The following is an 18391-nucleotide window of genomic DNA, read 5'->3' as shown; positions in this document are numbered from 1 at the left end:
ATGATGACTAGACATGCAACAACCGCATAAATAAACAAAAAAGAGCCTCTCCCACATAGTGGGGAAGCCCTTCTTATAAACCTTTATGAAGTTAAGATACAGCTTTATTTCTCCGCTTGCATTGACCCTTGCTGCATGACTTGTAGTTGCCTGTAAAATCAAGCCGATGATCGGTCACTTTAAAGCCATACTCCCGTTCAATCCGCTGCTCAAGCTCGAGCAGCCAATCCTCTTTAATCTCTGTCAGCGAGCCGCATTCATCGCATATGAGATGATGATGCATATGCTCATGATCCTCACCGCGAAGGTCATAGCGGGCTACACCATCCCCGAAATTCATTTTCTCAACAACATGAAGCTCAGCAAGCAGTTCGAGTGTCCGATATACAGTCGCTAGACCGATCTCAGAGTTTTTCCGCTTAACGAGCATGAAGACACCTTCTGCACTCAAGTGATCCATTTCGTTCTCAAGCAGCACTCGCAATATAATCTCACGCTGAGTTGTCAGTTTATATCCGTTCGCCATCAAATGTCGATTTATTCGATCCGTTTCTGCTGTGATGTTTAACATGCAAAGCTACCTCCTTTTATTGAAAAGCCAGTACATGAATGCATTCCACTTTATGTAAAGGCTTACTTTTAGAATGATTATAATTTAATGGTAGTATACTTTTGCGAAATTAGCAAATACCATATATTAATAAGTGTTTAACCATACTCCTTGACACAAAAATCGTATATCGAGTATGATACAAAAATAGTTATTCGTAACAATTACAAATAAAAGGAGAGAATAAAATGAAAAGTGGCATACATCCCGTTTACCATCAAGTATTGTTTTTTGATGTGAGCAGCGGCTACAAATTTTTGACGGGCTCAACCAAATCATCCAATGAAAAAATGGAATGGGAAGACGGGAATAGCTACCCGGTCATTCGCGTAGATACAAGCTCCGCTTCGCATCCTTTTTATACTGGCAAACAACGCAATACCGATAAAGGTGGACGAGTTGACCGCTTCAACCAACGATTTCAACAAAAGAAATAAAAAATTAGTAATAATAATAGCTCCAAACAGAGCCGTTCAATGCGGCAATCTGTAAGGAGCTTCTTTCGTTTCTTATTACAGCAGACAGACTACAGCACCGCAGAAATGCCGCCATCAATATTAACAGACGTGCCCGTTACGAAGGATGCGGCTTCCGAAACGAGAAAACCGATAACATTTGCTGCTTCTGACGCTCTTCCGATTCGACCCAATGGTATCCCATGGCGCTTGTCCGCTGAGAATTCATCCCAGCTAAGCTCAGGGCTCGCAGCTTGCCACATCCGCTCGATTTGTGCGCTGCGAATCAGCCCGATGCAAACTGCATTTACACGAATTTGATCCACAGCCAGATCCTTGCTCATCGCTTTGGTCAGTGCAAGACCTGCGGCGCGGCTAACAGAGGTTGGGAGAGAGGAAGCACCCGGCGTTTTCCCGCCTATTGCTGTCACGTTGACGATAGCTCCTCCACCTGCTTGACGCATATATGGAAGTACCGCACGCGCAAAATGAACTGCTCCGAGCAGCTTTAAATCAAGGTCCGCAGTCCATGCATCAGTCTCCACCTTCTCAAAAGGCTGCGCTGCAGAAACCCCTGCGTTATTCACAAGAATGTTGACACCGCCAAAGTGTGCTGCCGTTTGCTCAACCGCTCTTGCAGCATCTTCCGGCCGACTTACATCCGCGCTGATTGCTAACGCTTCTTTGCCTGTTCGTTCCTTTATAAGTGCTGCCGCGCTGCGCAGAGACTCCTCCTCCCGTGCAACAATGGCCACCTCAGCACCTTCCTCAGCTAGCAGCAATGCTGTTGCCAGCCCAATGCCTTTGCTTCCGCCTGTAATGACTGCGATTTTCCCTTTTAGCCCAAGCTCCATCTGTAACTCCTCCTTCTCTGCTACTATATCGTTTAATGTTTACTTCCCAACTGCTTTGATCACCTTTTGTACCTCATGGTTTATATCAATTTCCGAATGAGCAGGTAAATTTACAATAAAAATACCGCCAAACACTTGCTGCGACTTGCCTTGGCACTCTCGAATTTTATTTTTTAATAGTTTAAGCTCTAATGAATAGATCACTTCTTTGCTTAGCAGCCAATTATGTCTGGTGAACGTTGATTTCTCTATCGTTTCTATGTACATGGATACATCCTTGAACGCTCTTACGCGAATAACATCTCCAAAGGCAACATTTTCAGTAAATACAGGATTCTCCTCAATGCGATACAGGTCATCACCCAGTTGTACAACGTCTAGTATCTCGACCTCTTGACCTACACCATCGAAGCAAAGATGTAACGGAATAAAATCTTGAATGCTTCTCACCTCTATATTTATTTTCAGTGATGGCTCTTACCATTCACTTTAGCTAATATCCACATTCGTATAATGCTCCACTGCTAGAAATGGATCATAGAAATGATGCAGCAGACTTTTCCACTCCAAATATTCCGCCGATCCGCGAAAACCAACGGTATGATCCTCCAGCGTTTCCCATCGTACAAGCAATATATATTTATTATCCTCTTCTAAGCATTTCTGAAGTTCATGACTGACATAACCGTTCATGCTTGAGATAATTTTCGATGCGGCTTTGAAATTGCTTTCAAATTGTTCGGACAGCCCTGCCTTAACCTGCAATGAAGCAACCTCTAATATCATGATAGCAACTCCTAGTTAAATATCTAGTTTTAGCAATAGCCTGGCAATCTTAATTATGATGTTATGTATATATTATAAGTGGTACTGCAAATAAGGCAAAGAGTAAATCAAATGACGGATATCTTGTTTTCCAAACTGTCTAATCGCTCCATGTGATCCATAATTTTCAGAGCGAGTTCAATTTAATCGATTCTTCCCCTTTAAATTGTGGCATCTTTTACCGAAATCACCTGCGACCTTTACTCTTAATCCGTATTTTCCGTCATGATCCGACATTTGGATTTGACTATTATTTCATAAAAAAAAGCCCCAGAGAGTGGTCTCTGAGACTTCAATCGTATCCCTAAGTAGCTGGCTCCTCTTTAGGAGCGCATTTTTGAATAAGCGAGATTTGGCCAGCGTGAATGCCGGTATGATACATCAAACGGCCAACAGCCTCAAGCGGCGTTGAGGGGCCGATCGGACAGTCCACGATTTGATGCCATTTCTCTTCTGGAAGCTCTTTCATTGCATCCATAAGATGATTGTTGGAGGATTCAAGCAGCTCAATAAGCTCCTGTAAATTATCGTAGGTTGCTTTGCTCCCAGCAGCACCTCTGCTTGTCGAGATCTGCAATCCCTCCGGCATCTTTTTCCCGAAGAACCAATCTGCGAACATATATTCAACCTCAGCATTATGTCGAAGCATATAGCCAATGGAGGATGCTCCAAGCTGCAAAGACAAATCCTGCTCCGGCAATGCTTTGACCGTTTTGTGGAATCTTTCTTGAATAGCACGCCAAATAGGCAGTACTGTTGTGATCGTCATAATAGAGTCCGCTCCTCTGCTCTTATTAAACTTTCTTCGCTTGTGCATGCCCATCTCTTGCTACATGCTCAAATTTCTCGCCTGACAAGTCGATATCGTAAGCCTGACCGAAGCCTGCTACATAACGGCCTTCCGAAGCCGTCAACTCAAACAAAGAGAAATCAAGGCCGCGAAGCATGCCAATCATGTTTTTGCCGAAGGTTTGCTCAAACCGTTCAAATATCTCAATATGCCCTTCATTGCCGATATTAACGGCACTACACACGAAGCGCGCGCGCTGCCTAGCAAATAAATTTGTAGTCTGCGACTCATCCTCCAGCAGCATAACGTCCACTGATGGATTGGCTTCCATGTACCGGAAATGATGAGCGATTCTGCTAATATAAATGTAGAGCTTTCCATTGAACTTCACAAAGGGAGCATAGGAAACAAAAGGTTTTCCCTCATCGTCGATTGTACCGAGCACGACAGATTTCAAGCTTTCCGTAAAGTTTAAATAATTCACCTTAATCATTTCAATATCCATCGCCTTCATTCGTCATCCCTCGCTTTTTTTATAAGACTTTTTTTAATACGTGAATTCGTGGACTAGCGCTTTCGGGCATTTGCTGAATTTCTGTTTCCACACCGTAGACACTGCGAATCAGCTCCATCGTAAAAACATCCTTCGGCTTGCCAAATACATGCTTATCCCCATTCTTAATCACACAAACCCTATCGCTATAAGCGGATGCATGGTTCAAATCATGCAGCACCATTATAACCGTCAGCTTCAATTCACGATTTAGCCGTCGTACAAGTTCGAGCACTTCCAGTTGATGTGCGATGTCCAAATAAGTAGTGGGCTCATCAAGTAGAAGCACCTTAGGTCTTTGAGCGAGCGCCATAGCAAGCCATGCCTTCTGTGCTTCTCCACCAGAGAGGGATACGATAAGTCTGTCTTTAAACTCCATCATGCCCGTCTGTTCAAGCGCCCAATGTACGACCTTATAATCTTCGGCATCAAGACGCTCATACCATTTCTTATGAGGAATTCGCCCATAACCAACCAATTCCTCTACTGTCATGTCCGACGGACTGACGTTCTTCTGACAAAGCATGCACAGCATTTGCGATACTTGCTTCGTACTAAGCGAGCGAATCTCTTGATCGGCAATACAGACGCGTCCGCTAACGCATGGAATCATTCGAGATACAGCCTTCAAAATAGTCGACTTTCCCGAGCCGTTCGGTCCAATAATGGACACCACTTCTCCTTCATTCACATCAAGAGAAAAGTCGCTCACTATTGTACGATCCGCATAACGAATATTCAACGATTGGACCTTTAACAACTTAGACCCCTCCTTTTCGCATCAAATAGAGGAAGTACGGACCTCCTGCCAATGCCATGACGATACCTGCAGGCACCCCTACAGAGCCGAAGGCAGTCCGCCCAATCGTATCTGCCACTAAGAGAAGCAGTGCCCCAAGTATTAAGCTAAGCGGCAGCGTGTGGCGATAATTTGTGCCAATTAATAAACGAGCCATATGTGGCACAATTAAGCCAATAAACCCAACAAGCCCTACTGTCGACACTGAAACAGCAGCTAAGTACACCGCCACAAACGATAAAATCAAGCGGCTTCGATTAAGGTTTTGCCCCAAGTTATGTGCTACTTGCTCGCCTAAACGTAATATATTCGCTTGCCGAATACATAGAATCGCCGCAATCCATCCAATAATCGAATAGGGCAATATCATGAGCACATCGCCCATTCCTTTGCCTGCCAAACTTCCGTTCATCCATGCAAGTGCGCCAGGCAGCTTATCGCTGTATTTGATAGAGAGCAGGCCGATCATTCCTCCAAATACCGCATTTACGGCAACACCCGAAAGAATGATGCGAACAGGTGTAAAACCTGTTTGCTTGTTCCATGCCCAAGTATAAACCATTCCGGCAGCAATACCGCCGCCAATAATTGCAGCTAACGGAATAAACGATGAATAGCTAGGCATGACTAGCATAATGAATAATACGGTAACCACTGCCCCGGACGAAACACCAGTTAGCCCCGGGTCTGCCAGTGGATTTAACATAACCGCTTGCAGCAAAGCTCCTGATGCAGCAAGGTTCGCGCCGATAATCAAAGCAAGAAATACTCTAGGAATTCGAATGTCCCAAAGCACAGAATTTGCCGCTTCATTCCCATTGCCTAATATCGCTTGAAAAGTAGAAGCTAGATCAAATCTTGCACTACCAAGCGCAACTGAGAACAAAATAGCTACAATCAGCAACAAAAATGAGAGAGCTAGAAGCGTGGTCGTTCTCATTTTTTTATTATCCGTCACCTCTAAGCTCCCTTTCATTAGTTATACAAAATTTTCGCCATATCTTGGTATGCATTTGGTGCATTTACTAACGAAGCTACGCCATACAAGCTATAATCAAGTGCAATCAGCTTGCCGTTTTTGAATGCGTTCAGCTTCTCCCAAGCTCCGTTCTTCTTCACATCATCTTCAAGCTGCTTCGTAACAGCAGAAGGATCACCATGAGCAACTAGCAAAATAATATCTGGATTAGCCGTTACGATGCTTTCCATATCAAGTGGTACATAAGCATCTTCTTTTTTCAATACTTCTGATAATACGTTTTTTGCTCCTAGCTTCTTCGCCAAGCTGCCTACAAAAGTACTATCATTCATGAACATTAATGATTCAGCAGAACCGAATAGAACCATTACGCTTGGAGCATCTTTGCCTTCGGATAGCTTAACTGCTTCCGCCTCTTGTTCGCTCAGCTTCTGCAATACTTCATTCGCTTTGTCTTCTTTCCCGTACACTCGACCTAGAACTACCGTGCTGAGTTTCAACTCGTCTAAGGAGTCTGCAGGCAAATAAGCTGTAGGTAGATTCGCTGGTTTAAAGGACTTATCCAAACTATCCTTAATGGAGCTTGGTCCAAGAATGACACCAGGCTGAAGCTTCGCAATTTGCTCTAGATCCGGCTGATGGGATGAGCCAATGCGAGGCAGGTTAACGAAAGCTTCTGGCAATTTGTTCTTCGTCGTTGGAACACCTGCTGTCTCAATTCCAAGCTCATTTAGAAGCTCAGCAATAGCTACTGATATGGTTACCGTTGATGATGGAACTTGGTTATTGAACTGTGCAATCAATTCCGCTGCTTTTGTTTCATCTACTTCTATTTTAGAATCAGACACAGGAGCTTCCGTTGCAGCCGGGCTTGGCTGCTCTGTTGCTGTGTTTCCAGTCACCTGTTCTGGCTTATTTACATTGTTTCCGCATGCTACCGTAGTCGCTAATAATAAAATCATAATACCAATCTTCCATCCTGCTAGTTTCACTTTATTTCCTCCTGTATGATAATGATAATTAGTATCATCATATTGATACCGTTTCTCATTATACAGCGAATGAAAATCATTTTCAATTAGTATTTTTGCTAAACTTTTATTTATTTAATTATGTGGTTATTTCCTCATCCCCCCATCAGACATCCTCTTTTGATTCTCATGCTAAAGATAAAAATATCGAAAAAATCGCACGTATATTCGTCACACCATACGCTAATCAAAATAAAAAAATGCCAAGGGCAGCTGCTCGCTCCTTGGCGTCCTTTTGACTCCTAATGTCAGATCTAATTTTTAATTCCCCTTAGCCTAGCTGCAATCAAGCAGCTCTTCCGAACCATGCATGTCCATGTTATGGACATCCTTGCTCTATTTGATTACGCCTGCATGACAGATTGAGAAGCTTTCCCATACGGCTCCGCCAAAAAATAAGTGAAATCCTCGCGTTTATTCAAAAACTGCTCATATTGCACCAAAGCGATCTCATCATCCGGGTTTGTCTCCAAGTAGATTTCCAATTCCGCAATCGTTTCCTCAATTTCAAGTAGGATGTCCCTGTGGCTATGGCTCATCTGTGTACTTAGCTGTAAAGGCTTCCTTGCTTCGTTCAACTTATATGCCTCCTGTTGCCCTATTCTATTGTTTTGCAAAATAAAGGTGTACCTGCAACAATAGGGCTTCGTTAACTAAGATATTCAGAACTTCGGAAAAAAGAACCTCAATTCTCAAAAAAAAGGGTAAACCATTTTTACTCGCTGTAAAAAAAGAAAAGCTATTTCCGTTATTATCCATCTTCCTCATGACAGATTCAATGGTACAAAATGATTAGGTTACCATTTACCTATCTCGACTATTTCCCAAGAAATGATCGAAAAACATCGATATATAAACGATTTTCTGCACACCATTGATTCATCATTCCCCCAGCAGGGTATTCAATATTATCAAACTCACTGAGGGAGTGATTCAAATGACGACAAGGCAACAAAATTTAGAAATTGAAGAAAGACATGTTGAAAAAAAATCAGATTCAAGTTTAGTGGCGTCTACATTCATCAAATATGCTGCCTACATTATCATTTTCTTCGGGGCTCTCTACTTTCTTGTTCGATATGTATTTCCAATGTTTTAAACAAAATAAAAACAGGCAGTCTTTCAGCAGATTAAGCTGCTTGAAGACTGCCTGTTTCGTATGTACGTTTTTCAAAAAAGATCATCCGCAGTTTTTGGGATCATTGTTTGATTTCCTTTTATAAAATACTCAAATTTGCCAAAATGCGCCAATGCCGCGCTGTCTGCTTCCCATACCCATTCGTCCATTTCGGTTTGACAGCGATGCGCACGAAACGAGGCAAGCTTAGCTTCTAACTGATGACGTACATCAATTTTGACAATGTCCTGCTTCGTGTAACCAAATCGTTCCGGAGCATTCATCATATCGCCGAAACTGATGAAATAGAGCGCACCCGGCTGCTTGCTGCGGTGGAAAGCGGTAGTTGTTGCTTTTCCAATTGCACAGTGATCAGGATGTCCGCCCAAAACTTCATGGAATGTAAGGACTACATCCGGATTGATCTCATCCATGAGTTGACCTATTTTTGAGATAAGGCTCTCCGAATCGTAAAATTCAACCATCTTGTCACGGATATCAAAAAAAATAAGATTTTGAATGCCAAGTGCCTCGCAAGCATTCCGCAGCTCTTTTTCCCGAATATCAGGCATAGTCTCTCGATTCACATAAGGCGGGTTGCCCATTCGACGTCCCATTTCGCCTTTTGTCGCACTTACGAGAGTAATTTCAACTCCCATGCTTGCATACTTTGCCAATGTTCCTCCGCAAATAAAAGACTCATCATCAGGATGCGCAAACACAGCTAATAGCTTTTTAACTGTTTTTTCACTCATTCCGGAAACGGCTCCTTTCCAAGCTGCAGAGCAACGTTCATTCTGCCTTTATCATCGTAACCCGCCAGTAATAGCTTCCCATCCACCGTTAATTCATAATGGGTGAGTGCTTCTGTACGCAGCCAGCCAAGCTCATCAAAGCGAAGTGCTATCCGGTATGAACCCTCACCAGCAATATGAGCTTCAGTGAGGCTAACCTTGAAATTTCGGACAAAGACGAAAGAGGTCGCTTCACTGTGAATATAAACTTCCTTGCCAATAAATGCTTGAAAAGCAGCGTTCAATTCTGAACTGTTTATTTTGATCATCGTCTCTTCATTCCTATTCTATAAGTTTGATAGGAGTTGCCAAGTAGGAGGAGTTAATAAAAAAGAGGAGTTGCTTCATGAGACCAAAGGCCTGATGTATGAACTCCTCCCCTTATACTACACGGCCTATTATCTGCTTACGAAAAACGGCAATGTTTCGATGCCAAGCAAGCGCAGATAAATGAACAATTGACCTTTGTGATGAATTTCATGATCCTTGCCATTCTCGAGCAAAACGATTCCAGCCATTTTCATGCCATGGAAGTCGATCTCTTTTTCCAATTGCTCATCCGTTAAAGATTCTAACAATGCTTTCGTTGAAGCGGTATCCGCTGCTACGATCGTTTTCAGCTCTTCAATCGTTTCAGCTTGTTTAGCTGTTGAAGGTGGCGTGAACACGCCGTTTTTTACTGTTTGTGCGAACATATCCATTGATCCATTGATATGGAGAACAAGAGTTGACAACGACATTGCTTTTTCCCAAGGCTTATATTGGAGGTTTTCATTTTGTACAGTATCAAGCATAGCAAGCAATACTTTACGATGATTCAACCAGTTTGTAACAAATACATTCATTGTTGACATAGGATAATACTCCCCTTTTTCATTCGAAAATTAATTAACCATAGAAAAAATAGTTAATAGCCTATTCATTATACAATGGTTGTCCGACAATTGCATTTTTTCCTAAACAAACTTTTATGATTAAAAATTTGATCCATCTTAGTTATTGTTATCATTTCACCAATTTCCTTTGTCGTTATCACGCCCTATTCCTCTGTCTTTATCTTTATCTTTATCTTTATCCTTATGCCTCTCTTTCTTTCTCTCTTTTTCTTGTTCTCTTTCTTTTTCCTTCTGTTTTTTCCTTTCTTCCCTGTCCTTTTTCCAATCCCGTTTCTTATCAGAATCATCATCTTTGTTCGATATTTTATTTTTTTCTTTTTCCTTATCCTTCTTCTTCGGCAAAAGTTCTGGTGCCTTAGGAAACGGTATAACCGGCTCATCCTTTAATGCATCTGCGAATATGGCTTGAAAGACGGCAGCCGCAGCCTTTGAGCTCGTCGACAAATAATGGCTGCTGTCGCTTTGATCGTACCCAAGCCACACCGCGCCTACAAGCTGCGGAGTGTAGCCAACGAACCAATTGTCCTTTGCGCCGTAGCCCGTCGTGCCTAACATTTGTGTCGTTCCAGATTTCCCTGCAACTGGGCGGCCTTCAAGCATTGCAGCAGTACCCGTCCCATCCTTTATGACTCCCTCTAACATAGCTGTCATCGTTCGGGCTATTTCTGGCTCCGTTACTTTCACACTGCCTTCACTCTGCTTGAATTCAGCCAGTACGCTGCCGTCTGCCGATTCGATGCGAGTAATGGTATGCGCATGATTACGAACGCCGTCACTTGCGAATACGCCAAAAGCTTCAGCCATCTGAAGCGGCGATACACCCTCATGAAGACCGCCGAGCGCAAGCCCTAGCGAGCGATCCTCATCTGTCAGAGGAATGCCGAAACGCGCCGCCGCATCCATTCCTTTTTCAATACCCATTTCATTAAGCAGCTTAACAGCAGGTATGTTGTAAGAGTTAATAAGCGCTTCATAAAGTGACACTCTGCCATGAAAGGAGCCGTCTGCGTTTTTTGGCTCATAGCCGTTAATATTGATCGGTTCATCAACTAGATCATCGCTTGGCTTATAGCCAAGCTCCAGCGCAGGCGTGTATACCGCGATAGGCTTGATCGTTGAGCCTGGCTGACGGCTTAGCTGCGTCGCTCGGTTAAAGCCGCGAAATGGCTGCTCCCCTCTGCCGCCAACAATCGCCCGAATTCCGCCGTCACGCGGATCAATCAGAACAGCACCGCTTTGAATGAGCTGGTCTGCAGCACTATTAGGGAATAGAGATTCCTTCGCATACACCTGTTCCGCCGACTGCTGCATTTTCGTATCCAAAGCGGTATAGATTCGAAGCCCGCCCTGCAGCACTTCATTTTCCGATAACCCATATTGCGTCATCGCCTCACGAATGATCTGGTCCACATAATAAGGATAGTTGATATCATCTACTCGATTAGGCTTTGCGCTCAGTAATTTCACAGGCTCATGAATAGCCTTATTGTATATATCCTCGCTAATTAGCGCTTGATCCTTCATAAGCTGAAGAACCACATTTCTTCGATCAACTGCTTTTTCTAGATGTTTATATGGAGTTAGGGCGGATGGAGCCTTTATTAGTCCAGCAAGCAGCGCTGCCTCCGCTACGCTAAGCTGATTTGGCTGCTTGCCAAAATACGTATGCGCCGCTCTATCGATTCCCCATGCTCCATCACCATAGTAGATCTGATTGAGGTACTTCTCCATAATATCCTCTTTGCTGTAGCTTTCCTCAATCTTTTTCGCCAAAAGCAGCTCATCCCACTTCCGCGACCAGGTTCTCTCCTGCGACAAAAAGACATTTTTCGCCAGCTGCTGTGTTATCGTGCTTCCGCCCTGTACGGTCCCGCCTGATGTTATATTTGTCCAAATCGCTCGGCTAATTGCCCGCATATCCATTCCTTCGTGCTCGAAGTAACGTCTGTCCTCTACCGCAACAACGGCATCAACCATATGTTTTGGTATGTCTTCATAGGCAATCTCATCAATTTTATTGAAAGAAATACGGGTGGCTTCTGTACCATGCTGATCATACAAAATCGTAGCTGCCGGCAGCGGCACCTCAAGCTGTCCAATATCCTGCTTGCCGATCAGGAAACGAAATGCCCCCCATCCGCCTAAAACAGCGATAATAAGCAAAGCTGTACCTATGATCAAAATGTATTTTATCCTTTTCTTTTTCTTATTCGACTTTTTATTCGTATTCATCGTTTCTCCCCCTTGCCCTTGCTTCTCTCGGTTCTACATCATTCGCAGCGGAGTATCATTTTTAGTACGTTCGGCCCATGAACTGTCTTAACACACAAAAAAAAGCCCGGAAACTTTGCCTGCTCCCCAGCATCTTTTAGACTTATTCTAACAATCGTAAACAAATCGCTCATATTTTGTTTAGACGATGACAGCATTATGCTTTCATCAAAAAAACCTCTGCTCTCTATGCCTCTCGTTTAAACGAGAGGCATAGAGAGCAGAGGTTTATTAAAAGCTTCCCTCACACATCGTATTAAAGATCAGCGAGCACTTGATACCAGACACCTTTTTTGGAATAAAGGTTTTCTCTAACCTCAGACCAGCCGCCTAGGTATGAAATGTCAAACAATTCTTCCGGCACCACATAGCGGTCTTTCGTATCCGCAGCTACCTTCTTGTCTACGGAGCGGAATCCATGATCCACAAAAAGCCGCTGTGCCTGCTCCGTTTGCAAAAAGTCAATAAAAGCCTCGGCAACCTTGCGAACGCCATGCTTATCCGCATTTTTATCCACGATCGCTGCTGGATTCTCGATCAATATCGTGTCTTTTGGAACAACGATGTCATAATTGACGCCTTTCTTAATTCGAGCGAGCAGCTCGTTCTCGTAAGTGACGATGACATCGCCTACACCATATTCGAAGGCTGCCATCGATGCGCGACCGCTCTTATCAAGCGATTCCACATTGGCATGGACTGCTTTTAGAAAACGCTTCGCATATTCGGCATCCTTTGTACCCGTCTGCTCCTCTGACTGCTTTAGGCCAGCGCCATATATGGCGTTAATGTCCCACTGTGCGCCGCCGGAAGTTTTCGGATTCGGATACAGCACCTTCACACCTTCGCGTGTTAAATCATTCCAATCCTTAATTCCGAGCGGATTGCCGGTACGAGTCCCCAATACAACGATGGAGTTCGTGATCATGCCATTATTGCTCTGCGCCTTCCAGTCATGCGTAATGAAACCCGCCTTCGCTATTTTGTCGAGATCACCTTCCATAGCTAACACGGCAACGTCGGCTTCAAAACCTCCAGCGATCGCCCTGGCCTGCGTGCCTGAAGCCTCATACGATTCCTGAAATACTACCTTTTGCCCGGTCTCCTGCAGCCAATACTTTTGGAATGCAGGCAGCAAATCCGCGAAAGCATCCTTCACTACCGAATACGCACCGATTACAAGTGTAACATCGCCGTCCTGTACGGTAGACCCAGCCGCATTGTTGCTCGTCTGCTCCTCTTTACTGCAGCCTGCCGATACGATCAGCATAACCGCAGCAAGCAGCAGTACAAGTATGCGCTGACTTGTTACCAGATTGATTTTCATATTCGCATACAACTCTTTCTACGTAGCATATTGGTTAAATATGAATAGGCATGGGGTCAACCTTCAACTTATTTTCCGCAATCCAGCTTTCGTTGTCATTGAATAAATAAGCACGATGGACGAGTACCCTTACCTCATCTCCGGGATGAAGCACTTCTTGCTCCAGCGAACGGTAAGTAATCAGCTTCGTATCGCCAACAAGCAGCTCAACCATCCACTCGCTGCCGCGGAAATGCAGCTGTTTTACTTTACCGGCAAGCGTAGCTGAAGCCAGCTTGATCTCGCCCGGTTTGCCAATCTCGATATATTCAGGCCGGATAAGCGCCTTGGTGCCCGGACGGCTCGCTGCATCCTCAAAACCTTTAAGCTCCGCGATATTGTCTACGATAGTAGATTCGCCAATAAAGCTTGCAACAAACGGTGTCTCTGGATTTTTGTAAATGTCCCACGGGCTGCCCTTTTGCTCTAGTTTGCCTTTGCTTATAATCATGATCTCATCGGCAACTTCAATCGCTTCCTCTTGATCATGCGTAACGAAAATCGATGTGATGCCGACACGCTCAATCATTTCTTTAAGCCATGTGCGAAGCTCGGTCCGGATCTTCGCATCGATAGCAGCAAAAGGCTCATCAAGGAGCAGCAGCTGCGGCTCAGGCGCGAGCGCTCTAGCGAAAGCAACACGTTGGCGTTGTCCGCCTGACAGCTGATGGGCGTAACGATGCTCGAAGCCTTTTAGACCCGTAAGCTCTACCAAGTACATAACGCGCTCGCGAATTTGCTCCTTCGATTGCTTCTTCACCTTTAAGCCAAATGCGATATTGTCATATACGGTCATATGCTTGAAGAGCGCATAGTTTTGAAATACGAAACCGATGCCGCGCTCCTGCGGCGGAAGATCATTCACACGTTTCCCGTGGAACAGAATATCGCCTGAGGAAGGAGACTCGAGCCCCGCCAGCATTCGAAGTATGGACGTTTTACCACCGCCGCTCGGTCCGAGCAAGCCGATCAGATGACCTTTTTCGATTTCAAAGCTTACATCCTTCACTGCATGAAAATCGCCAAAGTTTTTATTTAAGTTCCGTACTTCAATATGCATGGCTTAATGCACTTCCTTTCGTTTTTTCGCCCATTCCATTAGCAGCAGAAGTCCAACTGAAAATGCCGCAAGAACTAGAGCCACGCCATTGGCGGCAACAACGTTAAAATTTTCAACATCTTGATAAACGAGTGTAGTGGCTGTTTGTGTTTTATTCATAATATTGCCTGAGACGACGAGCACAGCTCCGAATTCTCCCAGTGATCGTGCAACAGTCAATACTACGCCGTAGATAACACCCCACCGAATTGATGGCCAAGTTACTTTCCAAAACGTGTACCAGGAATAAGCGCCGAGCGTTGATGCCGCTTCCTCCTGCTGTGCTCCAATCTCCTGCAGCACGGGCATGACCTCGCGTACCATTAGCGGGAATGTGACGAACAAAGTCGCTAAGATCATCCCAGGCAGCGCATAGACGATTTTGAAGCCCGCATCCTCAAATAATGCACCGATTATTGTATTAGGTCCCAAAATAAGAACGATCATCAAACCGCCGATAACTGGTGATACCGCAAAGGGCAAATCGACTAAGCTGTTAAGCAGCCGCTTCATCCTCTTCCCAATCCATTCGGCCCGGACGAGATACATCGCAAGCATAATGCCAAACAACGTATTTAAGGCTGTAACGACAACAACGATAATTCCCGTCATCATAAGAGCATGAAGCGACTGCGGCCTAGTAATGCCTTCTACAAAGCCGCTCCAGCCATCTGCCCAAGAGCCTGTAAAGATTTTGATCAATGGCGCGATGAGCAGCAATCCAAAAATAATATAAGTTAATGTAATCCACAATCTTCTCATCATAGGTCGCCCCTCCTGCCTTGAATGAGGTTGACCGTCCATAAGATGAGGAAGGACAGCGTGAGCAGCAGCACCGATACAGCGGCGGCTCCCTGCGGATTACTGCTTTCAATTTCTCCAAAAATAAAAACGGACGCAATTAACGTCTTGCCTGGAATATTGCCTGCAACGAGTACGACTGCGCCAAACTCCGCAATTCCGCGAGAGAAAGCCAGCATCGCGCCGCTCAAAATTCCTGGCAGCATCGTAGGAAAAATAACGCTAAAAAACGTTTTCGCGCGCGTTGCGCCTAGCGTATAGGCTGCTTCTTCCTCTGATTTATCCATTTCCTCAAGCAAAGGCTGAATGGCACGAATAACAAATGGAAAGGTAACGAACAGCATAGCGACAACAATTGCCGGCTCATGGAATACGATTTCGATGCCAATCTTTTGGGCTAGGCCGCCTACTAGACTATTAGGCCCTAGCAGGAGCAAGATCATAAGTCCGCCTACTGCTGTAGGTAATGCAAACGGCAAGTCAACTAGACTGTTGAGCAAGCGACGTCCGGGAAAACGGTAACGAATAAGCACCCATCCGATCATCGTCCCCAAAAACATATTGAGTACCGTTGCGATAACTGCCAACTTTACTGTAAGCAGCACCGCTTTCCAAGCCAGTGGATCGGATACGCTTTCCCAGAAAGGGGTCCATCCAAGCGAAAATGATTGCGTGTAAATGCCAACGATTGGTAAAATAATTAAGATGACAAAATAAAGCATTATGGTGCTTCGAAAACCAAAACTCCACCCTTTACCACGAAACAAAGCATTCACTGTGACTTTACCTCCAGACCATCGGCTCGTGCCGTAGGTGTAACAAAACAATTAAAAACATAATTCCTATTAAGATACTAGGTATTGATAATGTAGCATCCAAACTGGGATTAAGTCAACAATAAATTTGGAAATTCTTATCGCTTTTATAGCTTTTTCTTATGACTGTTCGTTACGCAAGCCTCTGAGTACAAAGAAGAGGAGTATCAGCCTAAGCCGATACTCCTCTTCTTCTTATTCGCCTTCAATATAATAGACCTTTTCTCCTTCGGAGAGGATCGCTTGTCCTTGTGTTAGATCGGTTACCCAAGCGATAAAAGCATCTGCTTCAGGCTCTTCCGGCAGGCAGCGCACGATGACACGATCGGTAAAATCCGTCCCGCCAACGCGTGTACCTTTCGTATGCAGCTCATTTTCCAGCTTGCCATACCAAGTGTAGTCCACATCAACAAATACTTCGCGGTGAAGCACATTGACGATTTCGTCTGCTGCTTCAATGCCAGCCACAGCACCATCCGTATAAGCTCTAACGAGACCGCCTGCTCCGAGCATAATGCCTCCAAAATATCGCGTCACAACGACAGCGACATTTTTTAGCCCCTTATGCTTGATAACCTCGAGAATCGGCTTGCCCGCTGTACCGCTTGGCTCACCATCATCCGATGCCTTCTGGAACTGGTCTCGCTCACCCACCATATAAGCCGAGCAGTTATGGGTCGCCTGCTTATGCAACTGCTTAATCTCATTGATGAATGCTACAGCTTCCTCTTCGGATTCCACTGGCTTCGCATACCCGATGAACCGCGATTTTTTGATGACGATTTCTGCGCTAGCCTGCGACCTGACTGTTCTATACTTCTCAAGCATAGGCTATGACTCCCGTATACCGTTCAAGCCGGTTGATTACAGCCTTGCTTCCAGCTCGGCTTTTTCTTTCTCGAAGCCAGGTTTGCCAAGCAAAGCAAACATGTTCTTTTTGTATGCTTCAACACCCGGTTGGTCAAATGGATTAACACCCATCAAGTAACCGCTGATTCCGCATGCTTTTTCGAAGAAATACACAAGATAGCCGAATGTGTATGGCGTCATGTCTTTGATGTTGACGATAAAGTTCGGAACTTGTCCATCCGTATGAGCAAGAAGCGTTCCTTCAAAAGCCTTCTTGTTAACGAAATCCATCGTTTTGCCTGTCAAGAAGTTGAGGCCATCAAGATCCGCTGCATCGTGTTCGATAGCGATATGCTCAGACACTTCTTGAACTTGAATAACCGTTTCAAAAATATTGCGGTTACCCTCTTGGATAAACTGACCCATCGAGTGCAGATCTGTTGAGAAATCTACAGCTGCCGGGAAGATTCCTTTGAAGTCTTTGCCTTCGCTTTCGCCAAACAGCTGTTTCCACCACTCGGAAACGAAGTGAAGCGATGGCTCGTAGTTAACGAGAATTTCAGTCACTTTACCTTTGCGGTACAGCGCGTTGCGTGCTGCTGCATACTGGTAAGCTTCGTTTTCTGCAAGATTAGGGTTGCTGTATTCTTTGGATGCGTCTGCTGCACCTTGCATAATGGATTCGATATTGATGCCTGCAGCTGCAATTGGCAGCAAGCCTACTGCTGTAAGCACGGAGTAGCGACCGCCAACATCGTCAGGAATAATAAACGATTCATAACCTTCCTCAGAGGAAAGCTTCTTCAGTGCGCCCTTCTCGCTGTCTGTCGTTGCGTAAATGCGTTTACGCGCTTCTTCTTTGCCGTATTGTTTCTCAAGTGCAGCACGGAATACGCGGAATGCAATCGCAGGCTCAGTTGTCGTGCCTGACTTCGAGATTACATTAATCGACCAGTCGCGGCCTTCAACCAATTGCAAAAGGTGAGTCACATAGGTCGAGCTGATGTTGTTGCCGGCAAACAAAACTTGCGGTGTTTTACGTTGTTCTTTTGGCAAAATATTATAGAACGAGTGCGACAGCGCCTCAATAGCTGCACGTGCACCAAGGTAAGATCCACCGATACCGATAACGATTAGAACTTCGGAATCCGATTTGATCTTCTCAGCAGCCTTTTGAATGCGAGCGAACTCTTCTTTATCGTAGTTAGTCGGAAGATCGATCCAACCAAGGTAATCTGATCCTGTACCTGTTCCGTTATGTAATTGCTCGTGTGCGAGACGAACGGATTCTGTCAAATAATCGATTTCATGCTGGCCAACGAATGCTAAAGCCTTGCTGTAGTCAAACTGAACTGTTTTGCTCATGTAAATGGAAACCTCCTAGAATGTTGTAAACCAATGTGGCTTCTACACCTGAAAATGCTTTTCAACTTAGCATCTACAATATCGGATTTGCCTTATAAAAACAAGCAACAAACGATGAAAAA

21 protein-coding genes are annotated in these 18391 nt (G+C 44.6%); 1 reads left to right on the top strand and 20 read right to left on the bottom strand.

What is annotated here, in order from left to right:
- Positions 1–91 precede the first annotated feature (91 nt).
- Positions 92–571 carry a ferric iron uptake transcriptional regulator gene (gene fur / locus AC0VYE_RS07495; protein WP_076268040.1) on the bottom strand — a complete coding sequence of 160 codons (480 nt, stop codon included), beginning with the start codon at positions 569–571 and terminating at the stop codon, positions 92–94.
- Between the two features lie 227 nt (positions 572–798).
- Between fur and AC0VYE_RS07490 the strand changes: the two genes are divergently transcribed.
- Positions 799–1047 carry a type B 50S ribosomal protein L31 gene (locus tag AC0VYE_RS07490; RefSeq protein WP_076268041.1) on the top strand — a complete coding sequence of 83 codons (249 nt, stop codon included), beginning with the start codon at positions 799–801 and terminating at the stop codon, positions 1045–1047.
- An 89-nt stretch (positions 1048–1136) separates the two neighbouring features.
- Here the strand turns inward: AC0VYE_RS07490 and AC0VYE_RS07485 are convergent, their stop codons facing one another.
- The 19 genes from AC0VYE_RS07485 to AC0VYE_RS07395 all read right to left on the bottom strand — a co-directional run bounded on the left by AC0VYE_RS07485 (position 1137) and on the right by AC0VYE_RS07395 (position 18269).
- Positions 1137–1919: an SDR family NAD(P)-dependent oxidoreductase gene (locus AC0VYE_RS07485; RefSeq protein WP_475447036.1), complete on the bottom strand. Its 783-nt coding sequence runs from the start codon at positions 1917–1919 to the stop codon at positions 1137–1139.
- Positions 1920–1958: 39 nt separating this feature from the next.
- Complete coding sequence (locus tag AC0VYE_RS07480; protein ID WP_076268043.1) at positions 1959–2369, bottom strand: DUF4265 domain-containing protein; 411 nt, start codon at positions 2367–2369, stop codon at positions 1959–1961.
- 39 nt (positions 2370–2408) lie between these two features.
- Positions 2409–2705, bottom strand: a complete 297-nt coding sequence (locus tag AC0VYE_RS07475) for an antibiotic biosynthesis monooxygenase family protein (protein ID WP_475447034.1) — start codon at positions 2703–2705, stop codon at positions 2409–2411.
- A gap of 343 nt (positions 2706–3048) precedes the next feature.
- Complete coding sequence (locus AC0VYE_RS07470; protein WP_430057457.1) at positions 3049–3513, bottom strand: DinB family protein; 465 nt, start codon at positions 3511–3513, stop codon at positions 3049–3051.
- 25 nt (positions 3514–3538) lie between these two features.
- Positions 3539–4048 carry a HugZ family pyridoxamine 5'-phosphate oxidase gene (locus tag AC0VYE_RS07465; protein ID WP_475447031.1) on the bottom strand — a complete coding sequence of 170 codons (510 nt, stop codon included), beginning with the start codon at positions 4046–4048 and terminating at the stop codon, positions 3539–3541.
- 19 nt (positions 4049–4067) lie between these two features.
- The gene (locus AC0VYE_RS07460; RefSeq protein WP_076268047.1) at positions 4068–4847 is read right to left on the bottom strand and encodes an ABC transporter ATP-binding protein; all 780 of its coding nucleotides are present in this window, start codon (positions 4845–4847) and stop codon (positions 4068–4070) included.
- A gap of 1 nt (position 4848) precedes the next feature.
- Positions 4849–5826: a FecCD family ABC transporter permease gene (locus AC0VYE_RS07455; RefSeq protein WP_475449476.1), complete on the bottom strand. Its 978-nt coding sequence runs from the start codon at positions 5824–5826 to the stop codon at positions 4849–4851.
- Positions 5827–5861: 35 nt separating this feature from the next.
- Positions 5862–6857 (bottom strand): ABC transporter substrate-binding protein, encoded by a 996-nt coding sequence (locus tag AC0VYE_RS07450; RefSeq protein ID WP_475447029.1) that lies wholly within the window; start codon positions 6855–6857, stop codon positions 5862–5864.
- A 383-nt stretch (positions 6858–7240) separates the two neighbouring features.
- On the bottom strand, positions 7241–7474 hold the full coding sequence (locus AC0VYE_RS07445; protein WP_076268049.1) for a hypothetical protein: 234 nt from the start codon (positions 7472–7474) through the stop codon (positions 7241–7243).
- A 592-nt stretch (positions 7475–8066) separates the two neighbouring features.
- The gene (locus tag AC0VYE_RS07440) at positions 8067–8768 is read right to left on the bottom strand and encodes a PIG-L family deacetylase (protein WP_076268050.1); all 702 of its coding nucleotides are present in this window, start codon (positions 8766–8768) and stop codon (positions 8067–8069) included.
- Positions 8765–9076, bottom strand: a complete 312-nt coding sequence (locus tag AC0VYE_RS07435; RefSeq protein ID WP_475447026.1) for a DUF1806 family protein — start codon at positions 9074–9076, stop codon at positions 8765–8767. The genes AC0VYE_RS07440 and AC0VYE_RS07435 overlap by 4 nt, the downstream gene beginning before the upstream one ends.
- A 129-nt stretch (positions 9077–9205) precedes the next feature.
- On the bottom strand, positions 9206–9661 hold the full coding sequence (locus AC0VYE_RS07430; protein ID WP_475447024.1) for a DinB family protein: 456 nt from the start codon (positions 9659–9661) through the stop codon (positions 9206–9208).
- 156 nt (positions 9662–9817) lie between these two features.
- A complete protein-coding gene (locus AC0VYE_RS07425; RefSeq protein WP_475447022.1) occupies positions 9818–11935 on the bottom strand; it encodes a transglycosylase domain-containing protein in 2118 nt (705 codons plus the stop codon).
- A 295-nt stretch (positions 11936–12230) separates the two neighbouring features.
- On the bottom strand, positions 12231–13301 hold the full coding sequence (locus AC0VYE_RS07420; protein ID WP_475447020.1) for a sulfate ABC transporter substrate-binding protein: 1071 nt from the start codon (positions 13299–13301) through the stop codon (positions 12231–12233).
- 34 nt (positions 13302–13335) lie between these two features.
- Complete coding sequence (locus AC0VYE_RS07415) at positions 13336–14400, bottom strand: sulfate/molybdate ABC transporter ATP-binding protein (protein ID WP_076271051.1); 1065 nt, start codon at positions 14398–14400, stop codon at positions 13336–13338.
- Positions 14401–14403: 3 nt separating this feature from the next.
- The gene (locus AC0VYE_RS07410; RefSeq protein ID WP_076271067.1) at positions 14404–15201 is read right to left on the bottom strand and encodes a sulfate ABC transporter permease; all 798 of its coding nucleotides are present in this window, start codon (positions 15199–15201) and stop codon (positions 14404–14406) included.
- On the bottom strand, positions 15201–15962 hold the full coding sequence (gene cysT / locus AC0VYE_RS07405; RefSeq protein WP_475449473.1) for a sulfate ABC transporter permease subunit CysT: 762 nt from the start codon (positions 15960–15962) through the stop codon (positions 15201–15203). The genes AC0VYE_RS07410 and cysT overlap by 1 nt, the downstream gene beginning before the upstream one ends.
- Before the next feature lie 288 nt (positions 15963–16250).
- Entirely contained in the window at positions 16251–16883 is a 633-nt protein-coding gene (locus AC0VYE_RS07400) for a YigZ family protein (RefSeq protein WP_475447017.1), read from the bottom strand.
- A gap of 36 nt (positions 16884–16919) precedes the next feature.
- Positions 16920–18269: a glucose-6-phosphate isomerase gene (locus AC0VYE_RS07395; RefSeq protein WP_076271049.1), complete on the bottom strand. Its 1350-nt coding sequence runs from the start codon at positions 18267–18269 to the stop codon at positions 16920–16922.
- Positions 18270–18391: the final 122 nt, after the last annotated feature.

It is taken from the genome of Pristimantibacillus sp. Z349TD_6 (genome assembly GCF_056173205.1).
This window is presented reverse-complemented; position numbering and strand designations above follow the sequence as displayed.